Annotated in this window: 11 protein-coding genes, 1 rRNA gene and 1 pseudogene; 7 read left to right on the top strand and 6 right to left on the bottom strand. The window is 37.6% G+C overall.

Translation table 11 applies throughout. The features are described from left to right. Nucleotides 1–37: 37 nt before the first annotated feature. The 3 genes from ACS125_RS04090 to ACS125_RS04080 form a co-directional block, all read right to left on the bottom strand. Nucleotides 38–1,575, bottom strand: a 16S ribosomal RNA gene (locus ACS125_RS04090). 419 nt (nt 1,576–1,994) lie between these two features. Next, entirely contained in the window at nt 1,995–2,546 is a 552-nt protein-coding gene (locus tag ACS125_RS04085) for a peptidylprolyl isomerase (RefSeq protein ID WP_174759402.1), read from the bottom strand. A 157-nt stretch (nt 2,547–2,703) separates the two neighbouring features. After that, entirely contained in the window at nt 2,704–3,774 is a 1,071-nt protein-coding gene (locus ACS125_RS04080; RefSeq protein WP_443270679.1) for an alpha/beta hydrolase, read from the bottom strand. 211 nt (nt 3,775–3,985) lie between these two features. Between ACS125_RS04080 and ACS125_RS04075 the strand changes: the two genes are divergently transcribed. Continuing rightward, nucleotides 3,986–4,348: a hypothetical protein gene (locus ACS125_RS04075; protein ID WP_443270677.1), complete on the top strand. Its 363-nt coding sequence runs from the start codon at nt 3,986–3,988 to the stop codon at nt 4,346–4,348. A gap of 167 nt (nt 4,349–4,515) precedes the next feature. Here the strand turns inward: ACS125_RS04075 and ACS125_RS04070 are convergent, their stop codons facing one another. Both ACS125_RS04070 and ACS125_RS04065 read right to left on the bottom strand, forming a co-directional pair. After that, complete coding sequence (locus ACS125_RS04070; protein ID WP_000733015.1) at nt 4,516–4,746, bottom strand: hypothetical protein; 231 nt, start codon at nt 4,744–4,746, stop codon at nt 4,516–4,518. Between the two features lie 392 nt (nt 4,747–5,138). Next, nucleotides 5,139–6,005 (bottom strand): MBL fold metallo-hydrolase, encoded by an 867-nt coding sequence (locus ACS125_RS04065; RefSeq protein WP_443270673.1) that lies wholly within the window; start codon nt 6,003–6,005, stop codon nt 5,139–5,141. Nucleotides 6,006–6,112: 107 nt separating this feature from the next. On the opposite strand from ACS125_RS04065, the gene ACS125_RS04060 reads away from it, so the two are divergent. The 6 genes and pseudogenes from ACS125_RS04060 to ACS125_RS04035 all read left to right on the top strand — a co-directional run bounded on the left by ACS125_RS04060 (nt 6,113) and on the right by ACS125_RS04035 (nt 12,600). After that, nucleotides 6,113–7,006 carry a LysR family transcriptional regulator gene (locus tag ACS125_RS04060; protein WP_443270671.1) on the top strand — a complete coding sequence of 298 codons (894 nt, stop codon included), beginning with the start codon at nt 6,113–6,115 and terminating at the stop codon, nt 7,004–7,006. A gap of 162 nt (nt 7,007–7,168) precedes the next feature. Next, on the top strand, nt 7,169–7,723 hold the full coding sequence (gene grpE / locus ACS125_RS04055) for a nucleotide exchange factor GrpE (RefSeq protein ID WP_199968779.1): 555 nt from the start codon (nt 7,169–7,171) through the stop codon (nt 7,721–7,723). Nucleotides 7,724–7,841: 118 nt separating this feature from the next. Beyond that, nucleotides 7,842–9,782 carry a molecular chaperone DnaK gene (dnaK, locus tag ACS125_RS04050; protein ID WP_443270668.1) on the top strand — a complete coding sequence of 647 codons (1,941 nt, stop codon included), beginning with the start codon at nt 7,842–7,844 and terminating at the stop codon, nt 9,780–9,782. A 330-nt stretch (nt 9,783–10,112) separates the two neighbouring features. Beyond that, nucleotides 10,113–11,030, top strand: coding sequence for a matrixin family metalloprotease (locus ACS125_RS04045; protein ID WP_443270666.1), 918 nt, complete (start codon nt 10,113–10,115; stop codon nt 11,028–11,030). Nucleotides 11,031–11,141: 111 nt separating this feature from the next. Continuing rightward, nucleotides 11,142–12,124 (top strand): annotated as a pseudogene (locus tag ACS125_RS04040) (M57 family metalloprotease). Nucleotides 12,125–12,225: 101 nt separating this feature from the next. Next, complete coding sequence (locus tag ACS125_RS04035; RefSeq protein WP_003656007.1) at nt 12,226–12,600, top strand: hypothetical protein; 375 nt, start codon at nt 12,226–12,228, stop codon at nt 12,598–12,600. A 62-nt stretch (nt 12,601–12,662) separates the two neighbouring features. On the opposite strand, the gene ACS125_RS04030 is transcribed toward ACS125_RS04035, so the two are convergent. Then, on the bottom strand, nt 12,663–13,955 hold the full coding sequence (locus ACS125_RS04030) for a lytic murein transglycosylase (RefSeq protein WP_443270663.1): 1,293 nt from the start codon (nt 13,953–13,955) through the stop codon (nt 12,663–12,665). Nucleotides 13,956–14,370 lie beyond the last annotated feature (415 nt).

Below are 14,370 nucleotides of genomic sequence, written 5' to 3'. Positions count from 1 at the left end.
ACTTGTTGTGGATTCTTACCAATCGTCAATCTTTCGTTAAGGAGGTGATCCAGCCGCAGGTTCCCCTACGGCTACCTTGTTACGACTTCACCCCAGTCATCGGCCACACCGTGGTAACCGCCCTCTTTGCAGTTAGGCTAGCTACTTCTGGTGCAACAAACTCCCATGGTGTGACGGGCGGTGTGTACAAGGCCCGGGAACGTATTCACCGCGGCATTCTGATCCGCGATTACTAGCGATTCCGACTTCATGGAGTCGAGTTGCAGACTCCAATCCGGACTACGATCGGCTTTTTGAGATTAGCATCCTATCGCTAGGTAGCAACCCTTTGTACCGACCATTGTAGCACGTGTGTAGCCCTGGCCGTAAGGGCCATGATGACTTGACGTCGTCCCCGCCTTCCTCCAGTTTGTCACTGGCAGTATCCTTAAAGTTCCCGACATTACTCGCTGGCAAATAAGGAAAAGGGTTGCGCTCGTTGCGGGACTTAACCCAACATCTCACGACACGAGCTGACGACAGCCATGCAGCACCTGTATGTAAGTTCCCGAAGGCACCAATCCATCTCTGGAAAGTTCTTACTATGTCAAGGCCAGGTAAGGTTCTTCGCGTTGCATCGAATTAAACCACATGCTCCACCGCTTGTGCGGGCCCCCGTCAATTCATTTGAGTTTTAGTCTTGCGACCGTACTCCCCAGGCGGTCTACTTATCGCGTTAGCTGCGCCACTAAAGCCTCAAAGGCCCCAACGGCTAGTAGACATCGTTTACGGCATGGACTACCAGGGTATCTAATCCTGTTTGCTCCCCATGCTTTCGCACCTCAGCGTCAGTGTTAGGCCAGATGGCTGCCTTCGCCATCGGTATTCCTCCAGATCTCTACGCATTTCACCGCTACACCTGGAATTCTACCATCCTCTCCCACACTCTAGCTAACCAGTATCGAATGCAATTCCCAAGTTAAGCTCGGGGATTTCACATTTGACTTAATTAGCCGCCTACGCGCGCTTTACGCCCAGTAAATCCGATTAACGCTTGCACCCTCTGTATTACCGCGGCTGCTGGCACAGAGTTAGCCGGTGCTTATTCTGCGAGTAACGTCCACTATCTCTAGGTATTAACTAAAGTAGCCTCCTCCTCGCTTAAAGTGCTTTACAACCATAAGGCCTTCTTCACACACGCGGCATGGCTGGATCAGGCTTCCGCCCATTGTCCAATATTCCCCACTGCTGCCTCCCGTAGGAGTCTGGGCCGTGTCTCAGTCCCAGTGTGGCGGATCATCCTCTCAGACCCGCTACAGATCGTCGCCTTGGTAGGCCTTTACCCCACCAACTAGCTAATCCGACTTAGGCTCATCTATTAGCGCAAGGTCCGAAGATCCCCTGCTTTCTCCCGTAGGACGTATGCGGTATTAGCATTCCTTTCGAAATGTTGTCCCCCACTAATAGGCAGATTCCTAAGCATTACTCACCCGTCCGCCGCTAAGTGATAGTGCAAGCACCATCACCCCGCTCGACTTGCATGTGTTAAGCCTGCCGCCAGCGTTCAATCTGAGCCATGATCAAACTCTTCAGTTAAAAATCATTTTGCACCTTATTAAAGACAAGGTGCCAATTCTGGCTCATCAATTTTCTGACTTAAATTTCGCTCAAATAAACTTCGAGTAATTTAAACCAATCAATCAATGATAATATTTCGATTAATCAATCAGTAAAAATCCACACAAGTTGTTCTTCAATTCTCTTAATGATTTTTCTGCTCTTCGTCAGAGACAGAATTCAACGCAATACTAAGTTTCCATCTTAACCCTGTAAGCTAAGATATTCTCGTGTATCGCGTCGGGATGAGTGCATTATAGGGAAAAAAAACTGGTACGCAAGCACTTTTCTAAATATATGTGTTTGACCGACTCTTTTTTACCCAACTAAAAATCAAAAAAGCCAAAATAATTAACTAAGCAACTGATAACAAACAATAAATATTAAATTATTTATTTTCATTCTTTTTTGATTTTCACTTCTAGTATCTTAATAGGTTGTTTAGGAACGTTCTGATGCATGCCATCATTGGTTGTAGGTACCTTTACAATACGGTCAACCACATCCATTCCTTTAATTACTTTTCCGAAAACCGCATAACCTGCGTTACCAGCTGAGCGATTTAGAAAACTGTTATCTGCGACATTAATAAAGAATTGACTAGTAGCAGAGTCCGGATTTGCAGTACGAGCCATTGCTAAAGTTCCGCGGGTGTTAGCAATTCCATTTCCAGCTTCGTTTTTGATTGGTGCTCGGGTTGTCTTTTCCTGCATATTTGCAGTAAGTCCACCACCCTGCGCCATGAAGCCAGGTATTACGCGATGGAAGATCGTATCTTTATAAAAGTTCGACTTTATATAGGTTTTAAAATTCTTTACGCTGATTGGGGCTTTCTCGTCATAAAGTTGTATTTCTATATTGCCTAAATTTGTTTGCATTTCAACTAAAGTGTCAGCCCAAACTGAATGACTGCTTAGACCTAAGCAACATAGCATTAATAATTTTTTCATATTTTCCTACAATAAAATGCAAAATTTAGTAAAGGTTAAATTTAATCGTCTATATAAAAGAATTCTAGTGAGTATTTATTGTCTTTTATTTAAGGCCTAATATTTTGGATGTGTATATGTGTCCATGTTCCACGTGAAACATGGACCAAACTTTTATTTAGCTATTTTTATCCCAAAATTTTCTAAAGTTTTTACTGAACTCAATGGTGTAACGTTTGGCTTTTTTTGAAATAGGCGTCAAGTTTATAAAACCATGAGTTTGATCTGAATATTCTTCATAATGCATTTTGACACCATTTTGACGTAGCTTATAACTATAGATTTTTGCCTCGTCATGTAATACATCATGCCCAGCAGTAATCACAAAAGCTGGTGGGTTCTTTTTCAAGTTGCCATAGGTTGGAGAAATAATAGGATCATCTAGTTCTACGTTATGCTGCGTTGCATAATATTGAGTGACATAATTAATATCGCTATCGGTCAAAACCAATCCTTCGTTATAAGCATAAAAAGAAGGATGTCGGCTCTTAAAATCAACTGTAGGGTAAATGAGAAGTTGTGCCTGTGGAGCATAAGGTTTATTTACTGATCTTTGAGCCACGACTGTACTGATGTTTCCACCTGCACTATCCCCCGCTACCGCAATTCGACCTTTTAATATCTTTAATTGTCTGCGATTTTGATATACCCATGCTAATGCATCTTCACATGACTGGATTAAATGTTGAGGAGATACTTCAGGTGCAAGAGGATAATCAATACTGAGTACTTGTACCTTTGCATATTTTGCCAATATACGACAAACCTCATCATGAGTATCTAACCCACCAACGACAAACCCTCCTCCATGATAGAAAACAAGAAGAGGTAACTTTTTATTAGGCACTGGATGATAGTGTCTTGCGAAAACAGTTCCGCTTTGGAGAGGTAAACGAATATCTTCGACTGAATCAATATCGGTTGATTTCTGGCGTATAGCCAACATTTGTGTATCGAACTGTCTTCTAGACTCGATAGGATCTGAACCAATAAAGCCGATGCGTCCCTGTTTAATCTGTACAGCCATCATACATTTAATAAATGAGTCGAGATCTGGATATTGGTAAGAATATCCAAGAATTTTGGCAAGTGATTCTTGAGCTAGTCGAGGTAACTTATCAAGAGCTCGAGCAGCGGGCCCTTGGCCCTTATCTAGCAATGTTTGAATTTTTTGATTGAATGCTGTCATGCCTATCTCCATGAATTCCTCTTATCCTTCATATTTTCTACAGAATTCTGTTGTTGTTTGACTATATTCGCATACAACTCACGTAATCAAGATACAAAGGTAAAACCCAAATTACGCTAATCTGATTTAAAGCAAATGTCATTAACAAATCTGTCACTTAAAACAGGACTTTTTTGCCAATTATTGTTAACAGACAAAAAGAGGTACGATTATGTCAACAAAACTAGTTGTTACTTTATTAGCAACCAGTCTTTTAACTGTAGGCTGTGTAGCTTATACGGACGACCCTTCTTATCGTGGTGGTTATGGTTATCATGATACTAATCGCTATGATCGCAATGATGGACGTCGATATAATGATTGGGAGCGAAAACGCTGGGAAGAACGTCAAAGAATATATGAACAACAACGAAGAGTTGCTCGCGAACAGGATCGAAATCGTCAAGAATGGGATAAAAGACGCCATGACGAGGATAAAAAACACCGTGATGACGATAAAAGGCGCCACGAATGGGATAAAAAACGAGTAGAAGATCGAGATCATAATCGTCGAGATGATCGCCATAATGACTAAATTCATTACTATATAAAAAGCCCCAAGAAGTTAAGTCTTTTGGGGCTTTTTTGAGACATCTAAATTCTCTTAATTATAGAATAATGAGTAGCAGCTCATTTCATATATAAATCGGCATCTTGAATATATATCTTCTATAATCTTTTAACTGTTCTTATCGCTAAGAATTACTGAGCAGTTGCAGAGCCTGAAACAGAACCTGAAGCACCAGCATCAACTTGACCTGGTTGTGCTTGGCCAGAAACGCCAGCATCAACGCCTACCCCAGCTTGTACGCCAGATGGGCTAGCACTTGTTTGAGCAGAACCTGATGCATTTAAACCAGCTTCAGATGCACAACCAACAGCTGTAAAAGCAACACCAGCAAGTACTACAGAGATAAGACCTAATTTTTTCATAATCACTTTCCTTTCATTACGACAAACATTTAAATGCAAAGTTCATCTTCGCGCTGCCTATAATTCACAATTTTTTTTTCTGGCGTGCGTATCATTGGTTGTCTTTTGTAGTAATAGAGGTACAAATTGTGCAATTTTTTATTAAATCCACTTCCCTCCCCTTATCTCTATCTTTTATATAAAAGTAGCAACTTAAGTTTTTGTTTAATTTTATCAATTTCTAATTTTTATCTTAATCTTTTGCGCTGCTCAAAAAAATTCTCTTCATAGAAACGCTATATAAGGTACGTAGAATGTTACAGAGGTTTTTTGTTTAAAAACTCCTTTTCTAATGAGAAAAGCCGGGTATAGACCCCAGCTTTTTTTAAAAATTTATGATATTTCGATTTAAATTACGGCCATTGCATCTCGCCTTTTACAACTTTTGCACCTAGCTCAAGGCTATCCACACTTTTCAGAGCTGGATATTGTTTCTGCATAAGTTTGCTAAGCTCAGCCGAATTTTTACTTGCTTTAGCAGCTTTTTCATAACTATTTAAATAGTTAATTGAGAAGTTAACAGCATCTAGTCCTTGTGAAGCTCCCTCAACCATATGAGCAGGTACAACAATTTTAGGTTGAAGTGCTTTGATACTTTCTAAAGTTTGAATCACTTCAACACGATCTTTAGTTTTAGGTGTATCTGCCATCCATAAATGAATACCTGAAGATACAGGGATACCGCCGACTACTGCTTTTGAAGAAGGAATCCATAAATAAGTAAGTTCTTTCTTACCTTTAATCTCGATTGATTCATTCTCAAGTTTTAAGGCTTTAGCTGTATAAACCTGAGGAACAATAATTTGACTAGGTGCATTTGCACCCATTTGTGGTCCCCAATATTTCACTTTCAGCGCTTGAGTATCTTGAATATGTTTAACAGTTTCTGGAGTTGCAATGATTTGTACATTTGGAAAGTACTGTTTAAATACATCTAAACCAAAATAATAGTCAGGATCACCATAACTTACGAAAATTGTCTTCAGCGTTTTACCGCTATCGAGAATATCGGCAGCAATACGTAATGCTTCAGATTTTGAGAATTGTGCATTCACCAATAGAACTTCTTTATCACCTTCAATTAAAGTAGAAGTCACCCCAAAATGTTCGGGTTTAGCCAGAAAACTTTGGATTTTTAGATCTTGAGCAAAAGCTGAGGAAGCCATTGTCAAAGCTGTGGCAGTTGCTAGAGCTGAAGCAGTTAATTTAAAAAATTTCATTATGTATTCTCCAATTTCATAAGGAATACTTTAAATTGCAATTTATGTAAGGTAAATGCACTAAATTAAGATAAACTGTTGCATATATTGTAATAATGATAAGACATATGGACACATTAAAAGCCATACAGGTCTTTGTTTCTATTGCTCAACATGGCAATTTAACTAAAGCCGCTGAACATCTTAATTATTCCCGTGCCATGGTTTCTCGCTATCTTGAGCACCTAGAGCACACATTTTCAACTCGACTATTTCAGAGGAATACCCGAAAGATATCTCTCACTCCAGCCGGTGAAAAAGCCCTCCTCTATTGCGAAAATATTTTACAACAACAACTACTTCTGCAAGAGCTAGCAGCACCCGAACAACATAACGGTACGATTCGTTTTACCTGTGGTTTATTTTTATTTCAACTAGGTGTTGGGGAATGCATTCGTCAATTTAAAAAGCAACATCCACATATTCAATTTGATGTATATCTTACTGAAAATACAATTGACCTGATTGATGCACAAGTCGATTTGGCGTTGCGTATAACGCAAAAAGTTGCAGATGGATTAATTGCGAGACCAGTCTGTCAGATCGAATCAATATTTTGTGCCCATCCAGACTATTTAAAACAGCACAGCACCCTCTCTCATCCAAGACAACTTATTCAATATGAATGTTTAGCTCACCATAGCCAACATTCATACTGGACTCTTTTTGATGAAGAGCAACAACCGCAGAATTATCCTTTAAACGTTACCTTTAAAAGTAATGATGTAAATGCTGTTTATGATATGTGTCTACATGCTCAAGGTGTGGCTATGTTGCCTTCACTATTAGTTAAAAAAGATTTAAAAGAAAAACGACTAGTTCCTTTGTTTAAAAACTTTTCAGCTCCGGAGTTAAGTCTGTCAGTGGTATATGCATCGAGGCAACATTTACCCAAGATAACGCAGGAATTTATTGCTTTTATGATCGAGAATTTAGATTTTTACTTAAAACCGCAAAATTAAAAGTTTTAAATTGCCGTGTACGCTTGAATTTTTAGGCAATGCCCATACTTCATCTCTATTAATGAATTACAGCATATGCATGGCAGTTCAGATTTTACACAGTAAATACTGATGCCCAAAGGACTGTACATGTTTAAAAACCCATTTAAACGGAGATCATCAATGGCTAATGAGCAAAATGAGCAAGCTCAAGACATTCAACACGAGCAAGCAGAGCAATCTAATGAGCAAACTCAGGCTGAAGGTGTAGAGCAAGCAAACGACGTTACCGTTGAATCTTTACAAGCGCAAATCACTAAATTAGAAGAAAGTCTTAAACTTGAAAAAGCACGTACAGCGAATGCTGTTTACGAAGCACAAAAAAGTGTAGAGCGTATTCAACGTGAGTCTGAAAAGCATAAGGAAACTGTGCTTGAAAAATTTGCAAAAGAATTACTGGATTCTGTAGACAATCTAGAGCGTGCAATCCAAGCGGCGGGTGATGAAGAGACACCTGTACTTGAAGGTATCAAATTAACCTTGAAGTCACTGTTAACTGCGCTTGAAAAATTTGGCGTTGTAGAAGCTGATACTAAAAATGGTTTCAATGCAGATTTACATCAAGCAGTTGGTATTGATCCAAATGCTAAAGCGAATGAAATCGGTACCGTTTTACAAAAAGGCTATACCTTAAATGGCCGCTTATTGCGCCCTGCTATGGTTATGGTCGGTCAATAAGTAAATTTTTGAGAGTTTTTAGATTTTTTTTAGCTAAAATGCTTGAAAAAAATAGATTCACTCTCATATCGGATAACAAGCAAAAACATTGCAAAAGAATTTTTGAGGAAAACGTCACATGGCAAAAATTATTGGTATTGACTTAGGTACTACCAACTCATGCGTTGCTGTACTTGAAGGCGATAAAGTAAAAGTAATCGAAAACGCTGAAGGCACACGTACAACTCCATCGATCATCGCTTATAAAGATGGCGAGATCTTGGTTGGTCAAAGTGCTAAGCGTCAGGCAGTAACTAACCCGAAAAATACATTATTCGCTATTAAGCGTTTAATTGGTCGTCGTTATGAAGATCAAGCGGTACAAAAAGACATCGGTCTTGTACCTTACAAAATCATCAAGGCTGACAATGGTGATGCTTGGGTTGAAGTAAACGATAAAAAATTAGCGCCTCAACAGATCTCTGCTGAAATCTTGAAAAAGATGAAGAAAACTGCAGAAGACTATTTAGGTGAAACAGTGACAGAAGCAGTTATTACTGTTCCTGCTTACTTTAACGATGCTCAACGTCAAGCAACTAAAGATGCGGGTAAAATCGCTGGATTAGACGTTAAACGTATCATTAACGAACCAACTGCTGCTGCACTTGCGTTCGGTATGGACAAAAAAGAAGGCGACCGTAAAGTTGCAGTTTACGACTTAGGTGGTGGTACTTTTGACGTATCAATCATTGAAATCGCAGACCTTGATGGCGACCAACAAATCGAAGTGTTATCAACAAACGGTGATACTTTCCTTGGTGGTGAAGACTTTGATAACGCGTTAATTGAATTCTTGGTTGAAGAATTTAAGAAAGAACAAAGTGTGAACTTGAAAAATGATCCACTTGCGTTACAACGTTTGAAAGAAGCTGCTGAAAAAGCAAAAATTGAGCTTTCTTCATCAAATGCAACTGAAATCAACCTTCCATATATCACTGCCGATGCAACTGGTCCTAAACACTTAGTGATCAACGTAACTCGTGCAAAACTTGAAGGTTTAGTTGCTGATTTAGTTGCTCGTACAATTGAGCCTTGCCGTATCGCGCTTAAAGATGCTGGTCTTTCGACTTCTGACATCTCTGACGTAATCTTGGTTGGTGGTCAGTCTCGTATGCCACTTGTACAACAAAAAGTACAAGAATTCTTTGGTAAAGAGCCACGTAAAGACGTGAACCCTGACGAAGCAGTTGCAATCGGTGCTGCGATTCAAGGTGCAGTATTGTCTGGTGACAAAACTGACGTTCTTTTATTAGACGTAACACCATTAACTTTAGGTATTGAAACAATGGGTGGTGTATTAACACCAATCATTGAGAAAAACACGACGATTCCTGCGAAGAAATCACAAGTGTTCTCTACTGCTGCTGACAACCAGCCTGCTGTAGACATTTCTGTTTACCAAGGTGAACGTAAGATGGCTCAACAAAACAAATTGTTGGGTAACTTCCAATTAGGTGACATTCCGCCTGCTCCACGCGGTGTGCCACAAATTGAAGTATCTTTCGACATCAATGCTGATGGTATCTTGAAAGTATCTGCTAAAGATAAGAGTACTGGTAAAGAGCAATCGATCCAGATTAAAGCAAACTCAGGTTTGTCTGATGCTGAAATCGAAGCAATGATTAAAGATGCTGAAGCAAATGCTGAAGAAGACCGTAAGTTTGAAGAACTTGCAAAAGCTCGTAACGAAGCAGATGCATTAATTTCAAGCTCGAACAAAGCAGTTAAAGATCTTGGTGACAAAGTTACTGAAGATGAAAAAACAGCTGTAAGCACTGCCGTTTCTGAACTTGAAGCAGCAACAAAAGAAAATGATGTTGAAGATATCAAAGCTAAAACTGAAGCTTTACAAAACATCTTGATGCCTATCACTCAACGTGCTTATGAACAAGCACAGCAAACTGGTGGTGCAGAAGGCTTTGATCCAAATGCATTCCAAGGTGGTGATGCAGGTCAACAAAAAGCTGATGATGGTGTTGTAGATGCAGAGTTTACTGAAGTTAAAGATGACAAAAAATAATTTGTTTCTTTAATAAAAAACCGCGCTTAGGCGCGGTTTTTTATTGGTTACAAAAAATAACAATACGTTTTTTCATATATTTTTAAATTATTTAATGTCAAAAAAGTCAATTATAAAAACTAATGTATTAATTATAAAAAAGATTTTCTAAACTAAAATACATTGTTACTTATTACATTAATTATTCCATTATTGCCAAGTCTAAAAACATCTTATTAAATTTTTCTACCAAGATCACAAAGCTTTCCCACTCTCCTGTACTTTTTATCATTTTGACGAATTAAATTAAGTAGCTAACAATAAGATTTTATTTATATTTTTTATTTTGCCATGAAAAAAATTCTATGGTGGGGATTGAGCTTATGTGTAGGCATAGGCTTTCAAACGACGAGCTTTGCTCAAAATAATCTAGCAATGGGTTCCTCTAATCAACCTTTAAAGTATCGAATTGCTTTTATTGATCCACGGTTTCAATTAACTCGAGAAAAATTTATTGAGGTAAGCCAACAAGCTGCTGAAATCTGGCAAAAAGAAACTGGGAAGACTTATTTTATTTATGATTCACAGGCTCAATTGTCAATTAACTTAATCTATGATGATCATCAACTGATAAAAAGCGAGCAACAGGAAAATTTGAATGCACTTTTGCAAAAGCAGGAGGCATGGCGCATTAAAAATGAAGAAATTGTTCTAAACAAACAGGAAGTTGCTCAACTATCAAGTGATTTAAACAAAAGAAAGATCAGTTTAAAAGCTGAGTTTGAACAATATCAACAAAATGTAACACGCTTTAATCAAGGAGAACATCGATACTATCGTGCCGATGAGCTAAAAGAGCAGCAAAATCAACTCCAGCAAAAATCTGGAAATCTACAAAATGAATCAAATAGTTTAAATTATAAAATTCAATTGCTTAATTCAAAAATTAGGGAACTCAATGAAGAGCAAAGTGATTTAAGCTCTTTAAAAACACAATTCAAACTAGAACAAAAAACCAGTATTCACCCCTTCCATAAAGGCTTATTCAGCCAAAACCAAATTCAAATTTATGGTTACGCTTCTTTAAATGATTTACGTTTAACCCTTGCTCATGAGTTTGGCCATGCATTAGGATTAAAACATACTACTGATCCTAAATCATTAATGTATCCACGGTTAAAAGAGCAAGATATTCATAATTTTAAATTAACAGATTCAGATTTAGAGCTATTAGGCTCAATTTATAGTTTAATTAAGGAAAATCATTAAAGTTAACTAATTAAAAAAACTACATAAAACCAATTTTACTGAATTTTTTCTACAAAATAGTTTGGCATTTGGTAAAAAACTATGAGACTAAAGTCTCATTTATTTATCTAAATCGTACGTTTTTTGATTGATTTTTCACTTTATATTCTTATAATACGTTTTTTTTAAAATCTCCCACCTTTTTATTATGCGTTTAACATCATTGTTATTAGGCGTAGCCTTTGCTTTTTCTAATTTTCAGGCTAATGCTAATCTTGCTACTCCAGCTCACACTCAAATTCAGCAAAAAGCAGGTCAACATTTGACTTACAAAATTGCTGATATTGATCCCCGTTTTGGTTTAAGCCAAGACCAATTAATTCAAATTAGCCAACAAGCTGCAGATATTTGGAAACAAGGCACTGGTCAGGATTATTTTACTTATGATCCAAATGCAAAGTTAGAAATTCGTTTAGTTTACGATAATAGTCAGAGTCGTTCTGAACAGCGTCAAAAAATTGCTGCTCAGTTTCAGCAAGAACAGCAACGTGTAATTGATGAGCAGCAACAAATTAAGCAATTGAAACAAACTCTTGGTCAAACTCAATCTGACCTTGAAAATAAGAAGCAGATTTTGAATGGCAAATTGAAAAATCTTGACGAGCAAATGATGCAGCTTAACCAAGGCAAATTAGCACCTGAATACAGTGCTAAATCTTTGGCTAAAACCCAGAAAGATTTGCAAAAACAAACTGTTGCTTTAAAGAAAGAAATTGCTGCTTATAATGAGCAAGCTAAAGATTTAAATGTCAAAGTCGCTCACTTTAATCAGATTAACAATGAGTTTAACAATTCATTAACCCAATTTAAGCAAAATGCCCAAGCTGATGTCTTTAAAAAAGGTATCTACAATGGCAAACAAATTGTGATTTATGAGTTTAAGTCTATTGATGATTTACGCTTAACGATTGCTCATGAGTTAGGACATGCGCTTGGTTTAAAACATAGCGATCAACCAGATGCATTAATGTACCTCAGTACGTAAAGATGGTGACAGAAAAGTCACTGGTCTTACAGATGCTGATCGCGATCTATTGAGTGCTTTACCTCAATAATTAAGAACTTGATATAAAATGATGTATCTATTTCTAGATAGATACATCGAAATTCATATCAAAGTCATGTTATTGTGGTCATAAGAGCTAACGAAAATAGAATGGAGATCAAGATGAGTTACTATCATATCCTGATTGAAGTAAATGATCATATCAGCACAATTGAACAAACACGCGATATTGAACTGTTTGATATTATTGAAATCAAACCGTATCTTCATTCTATTCTAATCCCCTTTTTCAATGAGCATGAAATCGAGCTTGAAGATGAAAATATTGAATACAAAGATATTTTGCATCTTGAAGTGAAACAGACTCTGCTACCGATTGAACATTTAATTGAAGAAGAACAAAAGCAATTACCAAGTGATACAGATGTTACGATCACTGCGTATGAAATCTTTAATGATCGAGATTTAAGCCAAGATGTCACTTCAGTTATTTTTGATATATTGGAAGCGGTAAAATTAGATTAGCAATCTTATACAAGTACTTATAAAAAAGGTCTGCATGTGCAGACCTTTTTATTATTTTCAGTTTATTGCATCATTTTTTGGGCTTGTTCTTGACGGAATGCACGTAAGATTTGTTGCCCTGCTCGTCCGCTTGGATTTAAACCTAAACGAGTTTGCTCTTGACGAATAGCCACACGGGTTTTATCCCCAATAAGACCATCAACCGCACCAATATCGTAACCACGATTAATCAAAAACTGTTGGATTTCACGACGTTCCGCGCGTGAAGTTCCTGGATCATCAGTTGGCCAAGATGTTGCAAAAGGACGAGCACCTTTTAAACGATCAGATAGATGGGCAATTGCAAGACCATAACTTTCCGCAGCATTATAACTGTAGATAGCATCAAAATTCTTAAATACTAAAAATACTGGACCATTTACACCTGCCGGTGCCATTAAACCTGCCGAAGTACTGCCAGATAACGCTCCTTGGACAAGTGGAGAACCGTCAATTCGAGTTACTCCTCGTGCACTCCAGCTACTTAATGCTTTCTTTGAGCGTCGCCCTTCTCCATCAATTGACATACCTTGAGGAATTTTGACTTCAAAACCCCATGGCATTCCTGTTTGCCAACCAGCTTTATTTAAGAAATTAGCCGTTGATGCCAATGCATCTGCAGTACTTGATACTAAATCACGACGACCATCTCCATCAAAATCAACAGCTAAACGCTCATAGGTCGATGGCATAAATTGTGTATGACCAAATGCTCCAGCCCATGAACCTTTCAGTTGATCTTCGGTTAAGTCACCGCGCTGTAAAATACGCATGGTGGCAAAAAATTCAGTACGGAAATAACTTTGTCGACGACCTTCACAACTTAAAGTTCCAAGCGCTTGTAATAAAGGATATTTTCCAGAAATATCACCAAAATTACTTTCTACCCCCCACACTGCCACGATTGTTTCTGGTGGCACGCCGTAAGTTTGAGAAGCACGATTTAAAACATCGCGATATTGCGCTAGTTTTTGTTTTCCAAGCTCCACACGCTCTTCATCAACTAAGCCAGAAAGATAATCCCAAATTGGTGTCGAAAATTCTGGTTGATAGTTTAATTTATCAATAACTGAATAATCTGGAGTTAAGTTTTGAGTATAACGGTCATAAGTTGTTCCCGAGACTCCCGCAGCAATTGCTTGAGAACGTAAATTTGCCAAACAACTTTGGAAATTATTATTAGGCGTATAATCTTCGCTAGTTACTACTGGAACAGTAGCATTGCTAGATATTGTAGAACCATTAATTACGAGCTCTGCTTGAGCCTGAGTCATTGCTAAAAATACAGAGCCAACAATACAAGAAAAACGTCGCATATTATCCCAGTTTCAATTTTTGAATTTAAATTTTTAAGTACCATACCATTATGAGTCTAAAATTTCAGAGAGAAAACGTAAATTTGAATTCATAATCTCTTCTTTAAATTCATTTCCAGTGTTTTAAATTCAAATTTCCCACTTTATTTTGAATTTAAAACTTCCCCTCATTTGCATCACCAGTTTTGAATTCAAAACAATAGCGCATAGTTTAAATTCAAAAGTCTTACTTTAAATTTAAACTATAACACAGGCGTTTCTGTGGATAAACTTATCCACAATCGAGCAAAAACAGCACTATTTATTGATTCCTTTCTATATTTCATTATTCTTGATGACACGAAAAATCCAATCAACCAAACAATCTATATTTTTAAATTCAAAAATCACGCAATAATTTAAATTCAAACTTACC

The sequence above is a fragment of the Acinetobacter sp. PFS20 genome (genome assembly GCF_052261015.1).
Taxonomy (GTDB): Bacteria; Pseudomonadota; Gammaproteobacteria; order Pseudomonadales; family Moraxellaceae; genus Acinetobacter.
This window is presented reverse-complemented; position numbering and strand designations above follow the sequence as displayed.